Genomic DNA, 16943 nt, shown 5'->3' with positions numbered 1-16943 from the left:
ACGGTGGACACGAGCCGGAGGCGGGCTTGAATCCGTGGGCCACGGATTCAAGCCGTCTCCGGCCAGCGCGGTTTAACGGGGGCCGAAGCAGAGCAACTGCCGTTCACGCTGTTACTGATTGCGCGTCACCCGCCAGATGGTATTGGCCAAGTCGTCCGCAATGATCAGGGCGCCTTTCGGGTCGACCGTGACGCCTACCGGGCGTCCACGGGTCTTGCCGTCGTCGCCGCGGAAGCCGGTGGCGAAGTCGATGGGCTGGCCGGCTGGCTTGCCATGGCTGAACGGCACGAAGATGACTTTGTAGCCCACCGGGTTCTCGCGGTTCCAACTGCCGTGTTCGCCCACAAATACACCCTCGGCGAATTGTTCACCCATGGCTGGGATGGAAAAGTCGACGCCCAGTGCCGCTACGTGGGAGCCGAGGCTGTAATCGGGCTTGATCGCGGCGGCCACCTTGGCCGGGTTTTGCGGTTGTGCACGCGGGTCGACGTTTTGCCCCCAGTAGCTGTAGGGCCAGCCGTAGAAGGCACCTTCGCGCACCGAGGTCAGGTAGTCGGGCACCAGGTCGGGGCCGAGTTCATCGCGTTCGTTGACCACTGTCCACAGTTGCCCGGAGTCGGGTTGGATCGTCAGGGCCGTCGGGTTGCGCAAGCCGGTGGCGTAGGGTCTGTGCGCGCCGGTGGTGGCATCGACCTGCCAGACCATTGCGCGGTCGATCTCCACTTCCATGCCGCGTTCGGTGATGTTGCTGTTGGAGCCGATGCCCACATACAGGTGGCGCCCATCGTCACTCACGGCCAGGGATTTGGTCCAGTGGTGGTTGATCTGCGCCGGCAGGTCGGTGACTTTGACCGGGGCGCCGCTGGCTTTGGTCTGGCCGTCGGTGTAGTCGAAGCGCACCAGCGCGTCCTGGTTGGCGACGTAGAGTTTACCGTCGGCAAAGGCCAGGCCGTAGGGGGCGTTGAGGTTGTCGGCGAACACGGTTTTCAGTTCATAGGTGCCGTCGCCGTCCGCATCGCGCAGCAGGGTAATGCGGTTGCCGCTCTTGACCTTGGTATTGCCCTGGGCCTTGATCACGCTGGCGATCACATCCTTGGGCTTGAGCTTGGCCGCGCTGCCGCCACGACCTTCGGCAACGAGGATGTCGCCATTGGGCAATACCAGGGTCTGGCGCGGGATGGCCAGGTCGGTGGCGATGGCGGTGACGCTGTAGCCGTCGGGCACCTTGGGCTTCTCGTTGCCCCAGGGCGTGGGTTCGGCAATCTTCATGCTGGGCAGCAGGCTGCTTTGCTGCTCCGGCAGTTTTGGGTCGGGGCCACGGGCCTGGGTGTTGTCGCCTTCGCCGCCGCAGGCACTGAGCAGCAGCGCGGCGCTTAACAGGGTGAGTGTATTGGACGCTTTCATTGGGCAGCTCCCGAGCGCAGGTTAGTCAGGCCGACCCAGGTCGCAACCACGCTCAGCACTGTCACGACCACCGACAGCACCAGGCCGGTCGGCATCATGGCGTAGGCGTCCTTGGCATGCTGGAAAGCGTTGACCAGCCCGAGTACCCAGGTCGCCAACAGCAACAGGCAATACACGGCGGGTCGGCCGACCTTGTGTTCGGCGCGCAGCAGGTTGACCAAGGCGAACAACAGGGCGAATCCACAGAACACCAACGCGCCGGCAATCAGCCAGGAGGCGAAATTGGCCCATTGAATCTGGTAGGTCTGGCCGTAGGCAATGTCACTGATCAGGGCACCGAGAAACAGCGGCACGGTACCCGCCAGCAAGGTGGCATGCAGCGGTCCGGGTGTGTGGCGATAGGCGGGGAGGGTAGTCATGTGGGAACGGCTCCTTGTAAACCAACGCCCCTGGGCGGGGCAGCGCATAGGAAATGAACGCGGTGCCTGTCAGAAAGTTCAGGGTAATTCGTGTCTAAATATGATGATTCAGCCGGAAAGCTGGCATGCTTCATGGCCTCACAAAAGGAGCCGTGCCATGCCCACCCTGCATCTGCTGTGCGGCAAGATTGCCGCCGGCAAATCTACCCTCGCCAAAGAACTGGTCGCCGAACACGCAGCGATCCTGCTCAGTGAAGACACTTGGCTGGCGCAGCTCTACCCTGGGGAGGTTCTCTCGGTGGCCGATTACCTGCGCTGTGCCCAACGCATTCGTGGCGTATTGACGCCGCTGGTGGTTGACCTGTTGAAGTCAGGGCTCAATGTCGTGCTGGATTTTCCGGCCAACACCCTCGCCAATCGAGAGTGGCTGCGTGGCCTGGCGCAGGTGGCACAGGTGCCGCATTGCCTGCATTACCTTGAGTTGGACGACGACACCTGCCGCGCTCGTCTGCACGCACGCAACGCGCGAGGCGAACATGATTTTGCGGCGACCGATGCCGAGTTTGACCTGATCACGCGGCACTTCAGCGTGCCGCGGGTGGAGGAGGGGTTGGTGATCGAGGTGCATCGCCCTTGAGTTCAGGTCTCTTGTGGCGCCACGGGGGCGGCGCTGCCTCCTACGATTGCTTCCAGGCCCCTGGGTTCACCAGGTTTTTCGGCTTCTGGCCCGCCAGCGCCGCCAACAGATTATCCACCGCACACTGGGCCATCGCTTCGCGCGTCTCATGGGTCGCAGAGCCGATATGCGGCGTTGCCACTACGTTGTTCAAACGCAGCAACGGCGAGTCGTGAGGCAGCGGTTCGCGCTCGAACACATCCAGCCCCGCCGCGCGAATCGTGCGCTGCTGCAAGGCCTCGACCAGCGCGGCTTCATCCACCACCTTGCCGCGGGAGATATTGATAAAGATCGTCTCCGGGCCCATCAGTGCGAATTCCTGGGCGCCGATCAACCGCTCCGTTTCTGCGGTGAGCGGCAGTGTCAGGCAGACGAAGTCCGCTTGTCGCAGCAAGTCGTCCAGGCTGCGGTACTGCGCGCCGAACCGTTCTTCCACCAAGGGCTTGGGCGAGTGGCTGTGGTAGATCACCGGCATGCCAAAGCCGAAATGCCCGCGCTGGGCCAGGGCTTCGCCAATGCGGCCCATACCGATGATGCCCAGGGTCTTGCCATGCACATCGCTGCCGAAGTGCGCCGGGCCGATGTTTTTGTTCCATTGGCCGGCACGCACCATGTCGGCCAACTCGACCACGCGCCGGGCGGTCGCCAGGATCAGCGCGAACCCGGTGTCGGCGGTGGTTTCGGTGAGCACGTCGGGCGTGTTGCTGAGCAGGACGCCGCGCTGGGTCAGGTAATCGATATCGTAGTTGTCGACCCCCACTGAGACACTGGCCACCGCCTCCAGGTTGGGTGCCAGGTCCAGCAGCTTGGCATCCAGGCGCAGGCTCGCACCGAGCAAACCGTGGGCGCCGGGGAGGGCATCGCGCAGTTTGGCCAGGCCGCTGTCATCCAGCGCCTCGATCAAGGTGACTTCGGCCTGCTCATGCAGGCGGGCCATCAGCGGGGCAGAGAGTTTCTTGTACAGCACGATGGATTTTTTCATCAGGTCTTGGCCTTCAATTCGAGGGTATGCAAAGGCGCGCGCACGCGGTCGCTGGCGCCAGGCTTGAGGAAAATCGTCAGCACCACCGAGAGCATCAACGCGCCGCTCATCAGCAGGTACGAGGCGCCGGGCGAGCCGGTGCTGCTATTGAGATAACCCACCAGGTACGAACCGCCGAACGAACCGAGCGCGCCCATGCTGTTGATCAGGGCCATGGCGCCACCGGCGACGTTGGCGGGGAGGATTTCCGGGACGATGGCGAAGAACGGGCCATAGGGCGCATACATGCACGCACCGGCGATGACCAGCAGGGTATAGGACCACCAGAAGTGTTCGGCACCCAGCACGTAGGACGCGTAGAAGGCGATCGAGGCGATCAGCAACGGTGGCCACACAAAGCGTTTACGTTTTTGCAGTTTGTCCGAGCCCCAGGACACCGCCAGCATGCCGATCACCGCCGCCAGGTAAGGCAGGGCTGACAGCCAGCCGGCCTCGACCATGTCCATTTTCAAGCCCGCCTTGAGGATCGACGGCAGCCACAGCACAAAGCCATACACGCCGATGCTCCAGCAGAAGAACTGCAGCGCGAGGATGATTACCTTGGGTGAGCGGAACGCCTCGGCGTAATTCTTCACGGCCTTGATGCCCACCTGTTCGGCGGCCAACGCAATTTCCAGGTCTTTTTTATGCTGTTCGCTCAGCCACTGGGCGTCCGCAGGCCTTTCATCCGCCAGTTTCCACCAGATAAACGCCCACAGCACCGCCGGCAAGCCTTCGATGATGAACATCCAGCGCCAGCTGAAATGCTGCACCAGGTAACCCGACACCACCGACATCCACAGCATGGTCACCGGGTTGCCGAGGATCAGGAAGGTGTTGGCCCGCGAACGTTCGGCACGGGTGAACCAGTGGCACAGGTACACCAGCATGGCGGGCATCACCGCCGCTTCGACCACGCCGAGCATGAAGCGGATCGCGATCAGCATATAGGCGTTGGACACCACGCCGGTCAGGGTGGCCAGGCCGCCCCAGAGGATCAGGCTGACAAAGATCAGTTTCTTGACGCTGCGCTTCTGCGCATAGATCGCCCCCGGCACCTGGAAGAAAAAGTAACCGAGGAAAAACAGTGCCCCCAGCAACGATGACATGCCGGGGGTGATCATCAGGTCCTCGGCCATCCCGGAGGCGGCGGCGAAACCGTAGTTGGCGCGGTCCAGGTACGCCAGGCTGTAGGTGATAAAGACGATGGGCATGATGTACCACCAACGGCGGGTGGCGAGTTTCACGGTTTCCATGGGGTTGCTCCTGAGCTTGTTGTAGTTGTGGCAACAGGTAGTCGGTCAAGCGACGGATCGGGTGGGTAACGCTTCGCGCCTGGGCAGGCCTTCCATGTCGCCGCGACTTTGTACTGCGCGGCTGCCGATCCAATTGCCGCGCTGCACGGCCTCGGGGAAGCTGAGGTTTTCCAGCAGGGCACTGATCATGCCGACGGCAAAACCATCACCGGCCCCTACGGTGTCGACCACCTTGTCGACGCTGACGGCGGCGACAAAACCCTGGTCCATCTGGGTGCGGTAGTAGGCGCCGTCCGGGCCGAGCTTGATGGCCACGGCTTCGGCACCCTGGTCCAGGTAGAACGCGGCGATATCGGCCGGGTCCTCGAAACCGGTGAGCAGGCGACCTTCGCTCAAGCCCGGCAGGACCCAGTCCGCCAACCCGGCGAGGGCGTTGATTTCGCGGATCATCTGCGCCTGGCTGGCCCACAGCGAGGGGCGCAGGTTGGGGTCGAACGACACGCTGCGGCCGGCGGTGCGCATCTGCGTCATCAGTTCGAAGGACAGCTCGCGGGTGGCGTCGGACAAGGCCGGCGGAATACCGGTGGCATGCAGGTGCCGTGCTTGCAGCAGTGCGGGGTTGATGGCGGCGATCGACAAATGGCTGGCCGCCGAGCCCTTGCGGAAGTATTCGACTTGAGGGTCGGCGCCAGCCTCTTCACGGGACTTGAGTTGAAAACCGGTGGGGTGCAGGGGGTCGACCGCCACATGGCGGCAATCCAACCCCTCCTGTTTCAACGTGTCGACCACAAAACGCCCGAGGGAGTCATTGCCCACCCGGCTCAGCCAGGCAACGTTGAACCCCAGGCGCGACAGGCCGATAGCGACATTGCTGTCGGCGCCAGCAATGCGTTTGTGAAAGTGGCCGACCTCGGCCAGCTCGCCGGTCTGTTCGGCGACAAACATCGCCATGGTTTCACCAAACGACAGGATATCGATCTCAGACATGGGCGTTCTCCGCGTGGGGCTGGCCAAGCAGGGCGAGGGTGGCGACCTGCCGGGCGGTGACGTCGAGCAGGTCTTCGCCTTGCAGCGGGAATTCCACGGCACGGGTAATACCTTGAGTCATATGCTTGAGCAGTTGTTCCCACAGATGCAGATCGGTGGCGCCGGGCGGCAGGGCGACCAACTTACCGTCCGGGCGACGGGCCACGGCCTTGCAGTGCAGGTAATCCACATGCCGGCCCAGCAGGCGCGCGGCGGTGAGGGCGGATTGGTCCTGCCAGTGCCAGTTGCCGATATCGAAGGTCATCTTGATCGGCAGGCCCAGGCGCTCCACTTCAGTGAAGAAGCGCTGCATCGGCTCGATGCGCCCGCCGTGCAGGGTCTGGTCGTTTTCCACCAGCAGGTGGACCGGATGGCGGTTGAGCAGGGCGTGCAGGCTTTCCAGGTCGTTGGTGTCGGTGAAATAACCCAGGGAGACTTTGAGCCAGCGCGCGCCAAAGGCCTGGGCACGGTCCAGGGTGGCGCTCAGCTCGGCATTCGGTTGGGCGCGGCCGGCGACCCACAGCTCAAGGGGCGATGAGAACACCGATTCGAGGCCCTGCTCGGCGGCGGCTCGGGCCAGTTCGACGGGTTGCTCGCGGGTCAGCAGCTCCTCACGCCACTCGATACGCTGGGCGCCGGCAGCCGCCAACAGTTCGACAAAACTCAGTTGACCCTGCTGGCGTACGAGGTCGGCGCCGTAGCTGGAAAGGCTGATGGAAACGGGGTATTTATGCATTGTTGTGTCCCTCTGAAACCGGTTTCATTTTTTCTGAAAAAAACACTTTCCTGTCGGAGCGAACTTGCTCGCGAAAAACCTGAGCGCGCCGCGTTAAACCAGGATCGCTGCGTTATCGTTGGCGTTTTTCGCGAGCAAGCTCGCTCCTACAAGGGGTTGTGGAGCCTCGTAGAATCAGTTGGGGCAGGAAGTCCAGGGTGCGTGTCGGCTCGGTATCGCCGCGCAAGCGCTTGAGCAAGCAGTCGAACGCACTGGCGCCAATTGCCTGGGTCGGCTGGGCGAGGGCCGTGATGCCATTGCCCACCAATGGGTACCAGTCCAGGTCATCCAGGGCGATCAGGCCGACGTCTTCAAACAGGTGGCAACCCAATGCCTTGAGCGCTTGGGTGCAAGCGAGCGCGGCGATGCCGTTGGCGCAGAACAACGCCTTGGGGCCGGCCTTGGCTAGAAAGGTGTGCAAGTGGTTTTGCAGCGCGCCATCCAGCTCCAATACCGCGCCGGTCAACGCCGGGCGCCGGGCAATCTCGGCCTTGAAACTCTCCAGGCGTTCCAACCGCGAACTGGTGCCGTCGGTGGCTTCGCTCACCAGCAACACATCGCGATAGCCCTGCTGTTCGAGGTGTTCCACCGCCATGCGTACCGCCGCCGGGTTGTCCAGGCCCACCAGGTCGCTGTGCAGCGGTTCGACCTTGCGGTCCACCAGCACCAGGGGCATTTCCCGTTGCAGTTCCAGCAGTTGGTCAAGGTGATGGCCAAGGGTGTTCACGATCAGCCCTTCGATGTTGTACGAACGCAGCGCCGCCAGGTGCTGGCGCTCCTGCTCGTCATCACGGTCGGTATTGCACACCACCAGGCTGTAGCCGTGCTGGCGGCAGGCGGTCTCGACGCCATGCATCACGGCAATGGAATAGGGGTTGCGGATATCGGCCACCAGCATGCCGATCAGGCGCGTGCGGCCGCGCTTCAAGCCACGGGCCATCTGGTTGGGGCGGTAGCCGAGTTCATTGATGGCGTGCTCGATGCGCAGGGCAATGGCATCGGAGAGCAGGGCGCGGTCGTCGCCGATGAAGCGTGACACGCTGGCCTTTGAGACCCCTGCGTGCAGGGCGACGTCGAGCATGGTCACGCGGCTGCGTTGAGCGGCGGAAAAAGAGGTCACGGTCGCGGGCCTTTCTTATTGGGGGTGGGTCATGGTTGATTTGAAACCGGTTTCAGGAAACACCAGATTCGGGTGAATGGTCAAGCGTCAACTACAGGGATGGGACCGGTCTGGCCGACAAACGGTAGGGGGACCTGTGAGTTCTGACAGTATTCAGGGCTTGTGAAGTGGCGCTTAATTTGAGTGTGCAAGAGGTAGTGATACCGCCATAACACGTGTTTTTTCTGAACGATGCATCGGTTCGCTGGCTGAATAAGGAGAGTCGCATGACGCTTTCATCCAACCGTTTCCCCCCCTCCAGCCGCAGCGCAACGGCGCAAGTTTCAGAGCTAAAAAAGGCTGTTGTGGTCGAGGCCTTTGAAGATGACCCTGACGGGCTGATTCCCACTAAATATCTTTATGACCCCATTGAAGTCCAATTGACCCAGATCTGGGCCTTTCCCGCTGATACCGGGGAAGTCGACTACGTTCATTTCTCGATCAAGCCTCATACACCCGAGTCTCCGTATCCGCTTCCTCCGATCCCTCTGCCGGGCCCATTGACTCAGGAAAAAGACTTCCCCGTATCGCTGTTTATTAAGGGCAATTGGTTGAATATCAGTGGGTCTTACGACATTAGTTATTACATTGATGGGCCCGGCGGGATAGAACACAGCCCTTACACCACGACATTCACCATTGATCGGATAGCTCCAGGGGGTAACCAACCCCTGGGGCCTGGTGAGTTTGTTGATCCGGACGTCCGCACCTATGGAATTACCGAAGAGTATTTGAGCGATCCAGATCACCTGACGGTGGATTTCAAAATTCCTTCATATCTGGATCGAAAAGCCTTCGATGCCGTTCTGATTTTTTTATTGAACGATGAATCGGCCAATCCTTATGAGGCGGCTTATGAGCACACGTTCCCTTCTGCGGTATCCGATTTGGTTGTGCCTATTCCGGGGGATAAATTCCGTACGTTGTTGAACGGTCCCCGGATCGTACGGTATACCCTACGGGACCGAGCAGGTAACCAACGCGTCGATGCCTCCGGGCCCACTCCTGTTTATATCAACCTCAAACCATCGCCCAGTGGCCTGAAGCCGCCGCGGGTGCTTGCCTTTGATTTCGACGGTTTGATTGATCGCAAGGATGCGCGGGCAGGCGTAACGGTGCGATTCGAGGCGTATTTTGATTGGGATCCTACTGATGAGGTTGTGACTCTTTGGAATGGTATCCCTCTGTCAAGAGAACCGGTTGAGGGATTTCCGAAAATCGTCTCAATCAGTTGGCCGGTATTGATCCAGAAAGGCTACGTGCAGACCAGAATGCCAGTGCAGTATGAGATTTACCGTGCTGGCAAGCCCGATGGAGTTCTATCGCCAATACAACATGTGGATTGCGACTTTCGCGTGGCCGGGCAAGATCATGACCAGGCACCCGCTGAATATAACCGACACCTTGAACGAGTCGAGATCCGCGGGCAGGGGAGCAATACGCCGAATCACTTGGATATCCGGGATGCCGATCAACCTGTCACGGCTTCGGTTCTTCTGTTTGATGATCCGCATGCAGGCGAGCAAATGTTCCTTTACTGGGGGGATAGAGAGGACCCCGTTGCTTCTTATACGGTACAGCCCACGGATTTCGCTGGCAGGCGGGTGACTTTTTCGCCTATCGCCTGGTCGGTGGTTGAGCAGACGCCAAACAATCCGGCGTTCCCTGTGCGTTATCGCACCAGCAATGGTGTGAATGAACAACTGGCCCCTGATCAGGCAGTAAATATCAATGTGACAGCACCGGTAAACTTTCCTCAAGCTGAGTTTGTTCACGTTAACTCATTTGGTTGGCTCAACTGTCAGACTGTCCCGCCGCTCTGGGACGGTGTGCATGTTCGTGTTTTTAAACATGCGGCCATTGAGATCAATGATGAAATACGCATGCATTGGCAGGGTACGTCGGGTTTTGCAGGCAGCGGTCCTATTAAAGAAACCGAAGGATTGTTCTCACAGTCGTGGAATGGGGATGATGAGCGCCTCGGTTACCACGACTTTGTAGTGGATTACCGTCCTTACGTTGAGCCGATCAAGAACCCCACGGGAGAGGGGGCGGGCGCTTACGCCGAGTTCACGGTATGGCGCCTTGGTATGCGTGTGGGGACTTCACGCATTCGTTACGTGAAGATCGACCGATTGTTTGCCCATACACCACCGATTTATTGTGGGCCGAATGGTAATGGTCCGGAATCTGATCGTTGATAGTAAGTGGTCAGTTATAAAGTTGCATAAAAGTTAATTAATCATCTTCCGCTGTGCTTGATCGGAGAGGGACTCTGTGCGGCCTGCTGTTTAATAAAAAGTTGTCAGCAGTCCATTCACCGCAAGCTATTAACATAGGCAAGGAGAGACTGAAATGACCGTTAAAAGTGTTAAGCAAGTGATAGTAAGTGGTTGGGAGAATCCTAATCTGGAAGCACCGAATTTTCCCCAGGCGCTAGAGGATGGTAAAGGTTTGGTCTGGCGTCCTTTTCTGGATCGTGATGGCGGCCTTGTTCTGGAATGCCCCATTTGGCGGTTTCCCGACGATGGGGATGAAATGCAAGTTGAATTCAGCCCTGCCGGGGTTTCATCCTGGACACCATTGGACCCGATTTTTTTTCCAACCGAGCCTTCTGGTCCGCATGTTGAGGTCACGGTTTCAGTCAATCTATTAGGCCATGGTGAGTTTGATCTCAGGTTCAAGGTAAAACCTGGATCAGGTGGGGATTATTCAGACTTTTCCAAAGCTCAACGAGTGAAGATCGATCTGTATGGTCCCTATAAGTCCCCAGGTAAAAGTGAGGCGCCTGCTAGGGGCGTTTATCCTGCCTCATTGCCTCAAGGCGCAGATATCACCCAAGAAACATTGGACTTGAATCCCAGTGGATTCGAGTTAGGGATTCCTTCCTATGGGGATTGGGACGTAGGGGATATGGTGTCGGACGTCTGGTTCACATCGGAATTGCCTCCGGATGACTCGCCCTCGCTGGGCAGTTTTCCAATGCCTTCGGGGGGAGCGGATTTCAATTTGCCCATTACGTTCTTCGACACTGCTGTAGATGGGATTTTCTTCTGGTTTTATCGACTGCGAGATGCGGCCGGCAATTACAGTGAAATCTCGAAAGTTCCCACTGGGCGTCGTTTGAGACGCAGTGCGAATCTGGTACTGGCACCTCTGAAGGTGGTCAGTCCTGCGGGTAGCACGCTGATCGATATCGACGCTTGGACGGCGGGGGTCCAGTTGGCGATTCCCCTTTATGCATGGGATCCTGGCGACCAATACATTCTGAAATGGGGAAGCCAGGAAACCACGCCCGCGCCGTTGAACGGTGTTTTCGATTTTGTATTCACCGCGCCTCCTCAACTGATCATTGATGAGTATGGCTCGCAGGAAGGTCCTATAGAGACAGCTCTGAGCTACATCATTCTGAGGACGGGTTCAAAAAACCGTCCGGATGATGAAACATTGGTGGATGTCGACCTGAGCAAAGCGGGTCCAGTGACTCCCCTGCCGGGTGATCCGAGTCCTGACCTGGATCAGGTCACCATACAGGGGCCTGCATCTTTCCCTCCTAGAGAGAACTATCTGAATTCCGCTGACATCGATCACGTAGATGACATTCTGGCGGTCTTCGATCTTTGGAGCGTTACTCCAGCACCGGCCGAAGGTGATGTCATTACGTTGTATTGGGGAAGCCGGCTGAACATAGCAGGTACTCATACTATTGCTTTTGGCGAGGGCGCAGGTGCTCCAATCACTATCGTGGTCGACAAGGCAGCGATTGCCGCAGCGGGTAATGGTCCAGCGATCGATGTTTTTTATGGGGTGCGCAATCCCGCATCGACGAACAGCAATTTCTCAGAAAGTACGCCCGTTGAAGTCGACGATGCGATCACTCACACACTGGATGCGGCTGAGTTCCTCAATACCCTGCCTTGGACCGGCGACCCACGGGGAAGGATTAGCTGTGCATCTCTGCGACCAACAAGCGACCCGGAATACCTTGAAGTGAAAATTCCTCCAAACGCTGAATTTTTTGCGGATCAAGTAGTGGTAACGATCGAGTATGTGGCCTCAACGGGGCTTGCGGGTGACCAACCTATCGAGCCAACACGGGGTACTAGCTCGGTGACGCTGGATCCAACCACCGCAGCCAACGGCTTCATCTTCCACCTGCAACCCTTCGACCCTCACCTTAAAGTAGCCGGCGCGAAGCCGCCCTATAACTCGCTCTGGTTGCAATATTCTCTGGACGTGAGCGGAACGCCTGCTAGGTCAGTACCAGCAGTCATTCCTGCGAGGATGGTGACCGCCAACAACTACTGCGACGGTAGTAGTGACTCTGCTCCATAGCGCTGTACGCAAGGCATCGAGGGATAACCTTCTTCGGTGCCTTTTCTAATAAGTCGGCTGAATGGCGTCCTCTTGTTATCTTCAGATTTATCCTACTTACCGTTACGCCCTCCAACTATAACCTCGCGGCCTCTACAGGTCTGGCTCCACTCCATCGGAACGAGCCATGCCATTTGGTCAGGCATATTGTCAGAGCGAGTGTTACAGCATGTTCATCAAACATATTTTCAAACTTTCACCTTTAAGTGCGGCAGTCAAAGTGTCGTCGTTCGGATTACTTCTGGGTGTTGCGGCGCAGGCTCATTCCGAACAGGGAGTGGTAGCGCCTGGTGAGTCGAAGGTCATTGAATCCGGTGAAACCGTAAAAAACTGGGCGCTGCAGAATGGCTCCAGCCTGACCGTCAATGGGGCAACCACAGCGGCTATTCGGAGCCTGGGTGCGCAGCTCACTGTGAACAGTGGGAGTACTATCGAGCGTATCGTTGCTCAGGAAGGTTCCACGGTTGCTATCCAGAATTCCACGGTCATGTCCACGGCGCCAGGCGCCTCGGCAATGGAACTTACCAATGGTACTGCAACCATTTCCGGCAGCCATTTGGAGAGCGCCCAATCCGTTGGTTTAGTGCTGAACCGGTACAGTTCTACACCTGGCGGTTCTACCGCCCATGTTAGTAACAGCACAATAAAGGGCGCTCAGGCGGGTGCCTCAGCCACTCAATTGAGCGAACTGCATTTTTTTGACTCGCTGGTACAAGGGACGGCTGTCGGCAGTACCGGTGTCCTGTTGATCGGCGGTTCGGCCTCTGCTCAGAACAGCATGCTAGTGGGTGAGCGCAATGGTGTACGTTTCACCCGTGCGGCAGGTATTACCGATGACGGCACATTGGTACTCGATCAGTCGACCGTTGAGGGCAAGACGGGGGCGGCCATTTTGGTCGCCGGCCAGACCGGGCGCATTCCTACAGCCACCATCGAAGTGAGTAACGGCTCGCAGTTGATCGGCGGCAACGGTAACCTGCTGGAAGTGACCGGTGGCGCAACTGCCAACATGAATGTCAACAACAGCCATTTGAACGGCAATGTGTTCGTCGAGGCCGGTAGCAGTGCCAATCTGAGCTTGCAAAACCACTCATCATTGACCGGCAGCTTGTTGAATGTCGATAGCCTTGCCATAGGTGATGGTTCGTTCTGGAACCTGACGGGTAACAGCCTGGTGGGTGCGCTTGATCTCGCGGGCGGTACGGTGAAGTTTGGCGAAACGGATGCATTTTATCAGTTGGACCTGGAGACACTGAGTGGTAACGGTACATTCGTCATGGGCGCTGATTTTGCCCAGGGCCTGAATGATTTTCTGAATATATCTGGCGATGCAACCGGTCAGCACAGTTTGTTGGTGGCGAGCAGCGGCCTGGAGCCTGTGTCGCCCGGTGACGTACATATCGTGCACACCGGCGGCGGCGATGCCGAGTTTTCGCTGGTGGGCGGCGCGGTGGATGTCGGTGCATGGTCCTATGGGCTGAAGCAGGATGGTAACGATTGGTTCCTCGACCCCAGCGCACGGACTATCAGCCCCGGTACTCGCTCGGTGCTGGCGTTGTTTAACACCGCGCCGACCGTATGGTATGGCGAGATGACTTCGTTGCGCAGCCGCATGGGCGAGTTACGCCACCATGACGCTGAAGGTGGTGGCTGGATTCGTAGCTACGGCAACAAGTACTCGGTGTCGGGCGCTAATGGCGTGGGTTATAAGCAGAGCCAACGCGGTTTCTCTCTCGGCGCCGATGCACCCCTGAGTGAAGACAGCCAATGGCTGGTTGGGGTCATGGCAGGGCATAGCAACTCCGATCTGGACCTGAGCCGTGGTACTTCCGGCACGGTGAAAAGCTACTACGTGGGCGGCTATGCCACTTGGATGGATGCAGACAGCGGCTACTACTTCGACGGTGTTATCAAAGCCAACCGCTTTGAGAATGAGTCCAAGGTCGGCCTCAGCGATGGTGCCAAGGCTAAGGGTAAATACGGCACCAACGGCATTGGCGCTTCGGTAGAAGTGGGTCGCAACATCAAGCTGGAGAATGATTTCTTTGTCGAACCGTTTGCTCAGGCATCCACTATTGTGGTCAAGGGCAAGAACTATGGGTTGGACAATGGCCTGCAAGCCAAAGGCCAGAACACCCATTCGGCACTCGGTAAGCTGGGGGTAACGGTAGGTCGCGATTTTATAATGGATGACGGCAGCATCGTTCAGCCTTACCTGCGTACAGCGGTAGCGCATGAGTTTGCGAAAGACAATAAAGCATCGGTCAACGGCCATGTGTTCAACAATGACGTCTCAGGTTCTCGTGCTGAGTTCGGTGCTGGTGTAGCGGTCTCACTGTCGAAAAACCTGCAGCTGCATGCTGACTTCGAGCACAGCAAAGGTAAACATGTCGATCAACCATGGGGTGCTAACGTGGGTGTGCGTTATAGCTGGTAACTCATACGTATGTATCCAAAAAGGAAGCTACGGCTTCCTTTTTGGTATGTGCAGTTTAACGACCTTCGGGCGTCAGCCCAGGCTGAACAGCGCAGAGATGGTAGAGACTGGGTTGCCGTCGTCACGGGTTTGGATATCGCTGAGTCCACCCGTGGCGTGGGTATTTGAAGGGTCAATGGCCCTGAATTCGACCAATCCGGAGAAACCGTATCGCAGTACAGGCTCTAAAAGGTCATCAGTGCTATAGGTAAACCGAATGTCCGGCTCGTCCTCCAGTCGATAGATGCCTCTGCCATAAGTTGAAGGTAGCGACAACTGCAACTTGTGGGTCACGCCGTTGCTATCGACTTTACTGCCGGTGATCGTCCATTTTCCTGCCGTGCAGGTGATTGAAAATATATTGGCGGTGAAATCTTCGCCGTCGATAACGCCTTTAAAATACTGGGCGGCCAGATGCAGTTTTGGTGGACGGTGACGGTGGATGGCGGTCATGAGCGTTTCTCCTTGGGGGCTGGGAGCGTGTCGAGTGCCTGGCGATTACGTCTCCACCTGGACTGCCACATCAACGCGCAACGTGTTGGGTTATCGACTTCACACAAATACTTTCAATCAAGTCGGCAGTGCCTTCAGGCGAGCTTGAAGGACACGCTGTCTAGTCTCAAAAAGGTAATTCCCACCATCAGTACACGCAGTTGGTGCGTACCGGCTGGAACTTGGAAGTTACGTTGATAGGGCTGGAACGTTTCCGGCCCTCTTAATTCAATATCCAGCAAGATAACGCCGGTATTGGCCACGTCGTACAACCGGGCCGCGCCGTCCCCGCTTGTGGGGTTCGCGGCCATCAGGTTAAAACTGTAGGTTTTGCCGGGCTCTACCGCTATGTCCTGATAGATCAAGCCCCCCAGGTTCGCACTGCAGACACCGGCGGTGAAGTTGACGCTTGACGCTGGCCCAGGCCTTTCTACGGTCCAATCAGCGTTATTTTGGATGAAATCGCCATTTCTGATCAGCTCCGGTCGAACTGGAGTGGTGGTGTCCACGAGCAGTTCAATCTCGTCGACACAAACCTCGCCTGTCGTGCCCGTGACGGTGACGGTAGCGGAGGTTGTACCGGCGGGAGGGGAATAGGTGAACTCTCGTTTGGTCCACAGATGAAAAGCATCGAGCTCAATACGATCGGCTGTACCCGAGGGCTCAGAGGTGATCACCACCGCGCCAGCACCCTTGAAGATCACTTGACTCCACATGCGCAGTAAGTAACTGGCACCAGGGTTGATATTGACCTGCTGGGAGGCCTGACCGGTAAGTGCTCTACAGTATTGTCGGGAGTAATCGACAGAGCCTGTTGTATTCCAGTGCATTGCGTATTGACTGAAATTACCGTTGAGGAGGAGGTTGCTGGTTGAGGCCGTTCGCCTTGGCATTATTTTTTCTCCCGCCGGAAAGTGGTTGCAGCCGGTGATTTTCAGTTGCACATCAGCGCTTCTACGGCACGCAGTGCGGCTGCATACGTGAGGCTATTCGGCGCCATATTGACGTTGCACACAACTGTCAGAACTAACAGGTCAGGGAGCCACTCGTCGGATAGAAGAGCGATTGAGCCTCAACCAAACAGGCCCGCGGCGATATTGATCGAGAAGCCCAGGATCGCCGTGTTGAACAGAAACCCGATCAACGATTGCCCCAGCACCACTTTGCGCATGGCGCGGGTCGCCACCCCCACGTCCGCCGTTTGCACGGCCACGCCGATGGTGAAGGAGAAATACAGGAAGTCCCAGTAGTTGGGGGTGCGCAGGTCTTCGGCAAATCGCAGTGCAGGCTCCTTGCCTTCCCAGGTGTAATACAGGCGCGCGTAATGCACGCTGAAAATCACCCCGATCAGCAGCCATGAGCCGATCACGGTCAGCCCGGTAAAGCCGTAGTGCAGCAGGCGCGCGGTGGTCGGCAGGTCTTTGCTGCCCACCAGCTCGAAGGTGATGGTCGCCAAACTCGCAATGGCGGCGATGCATACGATGAACAGCACCAGGCCGGCGTTTTCGTCTTCGATCTCGGCGATGCGTTTGACGTCCGGGGCCTTGGCGCGGATGGTCAGCCACAGCATCAGCACCAGGTAGGTCCAGACCCCGGTGTTCCAGCCAATGAGGATCTTGCTGACGACGCTGTCGGCCGGCACCAGGATGCCAGCGGCAAGGCCCAGGGCGGCGGCAGCGGAGAGGCGAGGGTGGGTGCGGGCGAGGAAGGGCATGGGGGCTCACAAATGGCTATTTGTGAGCACCTTAGCGCATTTTTTGTGGCGAGCGGGCTTGTCCCGCGTTGGGCTGCGAAGCAGCCCCAAAACATAACCCCGGACCTGCCTGGCACACTGCAGCGCTCTTATTGGGGCTGCTGCGCAGCCC

At 58.2% G+C, this 16943-nt stretch carries 14 protein-coding genes; 4 read left to right on the top strand and 10 right to left on the bottom strand.

Annotated elements, in window-relative coordinates; translation table 11 throughout:
* Positions 1-111 precede the first annotated feature (111 nt).
* A complete protein-coding gene (locus tag A7317_RS11545; RefSeq protein WP_069075851.1) occupies positions 112-1404 on the bottom strand; it encodes a PQQ-dependent sugar dehydrogenase in 1293 nt (430 codons plus the stop codon).
* Complete coding sequence (locus A7317_RS11540) at positions 1401-1823, bottom strand: DUF2231 domain-containing protein (protein WP_024075794.1); 423 nt, start codon at positions 1821-1823, stop codon at positions 1401-1403. The genes A7317_RS11545 and A7317_RS11540 overlap by 4 nt, the downstream gene beginning before the upstream one ends.
* A 157-nt stretch (positions 1824-1980) precedes the next feature.
* Here A7317_RS11540 and A7317_RS11535 point away from each other — a divergent pair, with 157 nt between their 5' ends.
* Positions 1981-2460 (top strand): AAA family ATPase, encoded by a 480-nt coding sequence (locus A7317_RS11535; RefSeq protein WP_024075793.1) that lies wholly within the window; start codon positions 1981-1983, stop codon positions 2458-2460.
* A 40-nt stretch (positions 2461-2500) separates the two neighbouring features.
* On the opposite strand, the gene A7317_RS11530 is transcribed toward A7317_RS11535, so the two are convergent.
* The 5 genes from A7317_RS11530 to A7317_RS11510 form a co-directional block, all read right to left on the bottom strand.
* On the bottom strand, positions 2501-3481 hold the full coding sequence (locus tag A7317_RS11530; RefSeq protein WP_069075850.1) for a 2-hydroxyacid dehydrogenase: 981 nt from the start codon (positions 3479-3481) through the stop codon (positions 2501-2503).
* Positions 3481-4776 carry an MFS transporter gene (locus A7317_RS11525; protein WP_069075849.1) on the bottom strand — a complete coding sequence of 432 codons (1296 nt, stop codon included), beginning with the start codon at positions 4774-4776 and terminating at the stop codon, positions 3481-3483. The genes A7317_RS11530 and A7317_RS11525 overlap by 1 nt, the downstream gene beginning before the upstream one ends.
* Before the next feature lie 45 nt (positions 4777-4821).
* On the bottom strand, positions 4822-5763 hold the full coding sequence (locus tag A7317_RS11520) for a sugar kinase (RefSeq protein WP_024075814.1): 942 nt from the start codon (positions 5761-5763) through the stop codon (positions 4822-4824).
* Positions 5756-6538, bottom strand: coding sequence for a sugar phosphate isomerase/epimerase family protein (locus A7317_RS11515; protein WP_069075848.1), 783 nt, complete (start codon positions 6536-6538; stop codon positions 5756-5758). The genes A7317_RS11520 and A7317_RS11515 overlap by 8 nt, the downstream gene beginning before the upstream one ends.
* A 112-nt stretch (positions 6539-6650) precedes the next feature.
* Positions 6651-7658 (bottom strand): LacI family DNA-binding transcriptional regulator, encoded by a 1008-nt coding sequence (locus tag A7317_RS11510; protein ID WP_201770119.1) that lies wholly within the window; start codon positions 7656-7658, stop codon positions 6651-6653.
* Between the two features lie 305 nt (positions 7659-7963).
* Between A7317_RS11510 and A7317_RS11505 the strand changes: the two genes are divergently transcribed.
* The 3 genes from A7317_RS11505 (at position 7964) to A7317_RS11495 (ending at position 14547) form a co-directional block, all read left to right on the top strand.
* Positions 7964-9937, top strand: a complete 1974-nt coding sequence (locus tag A7317_RS11505; protein ID WP_069075847.1) for a hypothetical protein — start codon at positions 7964-7966, stop codon at positions 9935-9937.
* A 154-nt stretch (positions 9938-10091) separates the two neighbouring features.
* Entirely contained in the window at positions 10092-12071 is a 1980-nt protein-coding gene (locus tag A7317_RS11500) for a hypothetical protein (RefSeq protein ID WP_069075846.1), read from the top strand.
* Positions 12072-12237: 166 nt separating this feature from the next.
* Positions 12238-14547 carry an autotransporter outer membrane beta-barrel domain-containing protein gene (locus A7317_RS11495; RefSeq protein ID WP_404943209.1) on the top strand — a complete coding sequence of 770 codons (2310 nt, stop codon included), beginning with the start codon at positions 12238-12240 and terminating at the stop codon, positions 14545-14547.
* Between the two features lie 72 nt (positions 14548-14619).
* On the opposite strand, the gene A7317_RS11490 is transcribed toward A7317_RS11495, so the two are convergent.
* The 3 genes from A7317_RS11490 to A7317_RS11480 form a co-directional block, all read right to left on the bottom strand.
* Positions 14620-15039, bottom strand: coding sequence for a hypothetical protein (locus A7317_RS11490; RefSeq protein WP_069075844.1), 420 nt, complete (start codon positions 15037-15039; stop codon positions 14620-14622).
* A 134-nt stretch (positions 15040-15173) separates the two neighbouring features.
* Positions 15174-16022 (bottom strand): hypothetical protein, encoded by an 849-nt coding sequence (locus A7317_RS11485; protein ID WP_155766391.1) that lies wholly within the window; start codon positions 16020-16022, stop codon positions 15174-15176.
* Positions 16023-16150: 128 nt separating this feature from the next.
* The gene (locus A7317_RS11480; protein WP_024075806.1) at positions 16151-16792 is read right to left on the bottom strand and encodes a DUF1345 domain-containing protein; all 642 of its coding nucleotides are present in this window, start codon (positions 16790-16792) and stop codon (positions 16151-16153) included.
* Positions 16793-16943 lie beyond the last annotated feature (151 nt).

The organism is Pseudomonas fluorescens (assembly GCF_001708445.1).
Lineage (GTDB): Bacteria > Pseudomonadota > Gammaproteobacteria > Pseudomonadales > Pseudomonadaceae > Aquipseudomonas > Aquipseudomonas gorinensis.
This window is presented reverse-complemented; position numbering and strand designations above follow the sequence as displayed.

Bases quoted from the DNA above. Each gene is read 5' to 3' on its own strand.
- A7317_RS11545 (WP_069075851.1), bottom strand. From the start codon at position 1,404: ATGAAAGCGTCCAATACACTCACCCTGTTAAGCGCCGCGCTGCTGCTC.
- A7317_RS11540 (WP_024075794.1), bottom strand. From the start codon at position 1,823: ATGACTACCCTCCCCGCCTATCGCCACACACCCGGACCGCTGCATGCC.
- A7317_RS11535 (WP_024075793.1), top strand. From the start codon at position 1,981: ATGCCCACCCTGCATCTGCTGTGCGGCAAGATTGCCGCCGGCAAATCT.
- A7317_RS11530 (WP_069075850.1), bottom strand. From the start codon at position 3,481: ATGAAAAAATCCATCGTGCTGTACAAGAAACTCTCTGCCCCGCTGATG.
- A7317_RS11525 (WP_069075849.1), bottom strand. From the start codon at position 4,776: ATGGAAACCGTGAAACTCGCCACCCGCCGTTGGTGGTACATCATGCCC.
- A7317_RS11520 (WP_024075814.1), bottom strand. From the start codon at position 5,763: ATGTCTGAGATCGATATCCTGTCGTTTGGTGAAACCATGGCGATGTTT.
- A7317_RS11515 (WP_069075848.1), bottom strand. From the start codon at position 6,538: ATGCATAAATACCCCGTTTCCATCAGCCTTTCCAGCTACGGCGCCGAC.
- A7317_RS11510 (WP_201770119.1), bottom strand. From the start codon at position 7,658: ATGCTCGACGTCGCCCTGCACGCAGGGGTCTCAAAGGCCAGCGTGTCA.
- A7317_RS11505 (WP_069075847.1), top strand. From the start codon at position 7,964: ATGACGCTTTCATCCAACCGTTTCCCCCCCTCCAGCCGCAGCGCAACG.
- A7317_RS11500 (WP_069075846.1), top strand. From the start codon at position 10,092: ATGACCGTTAAAAGTGTTAAGCAAGTGATAGTAAGTGGTTGGGAGAAT.
- A7317_RS11495 (WP_404943209.1), top strand. From the start codon at position 12,238: ATGCCATTTGGTCAGGCATATTGTCAGAGCGAGTGTTACAGCATGTTC.
- A7317_RS11490 (WP_069075844.1), bottom strand. From the start codon at position 15,039: ATGACCGCCATCCACCGTCACCGTCCACCAAAACTGCATCTGGCCGCC.
- A7317_RS11480 (WP_024075806.1), bottom strand. From the start codon at position 16,792: ATGCCCTTCCTCGCCCGCACCCACCCTCGCCTCTCCGCTGCCGCCGCC.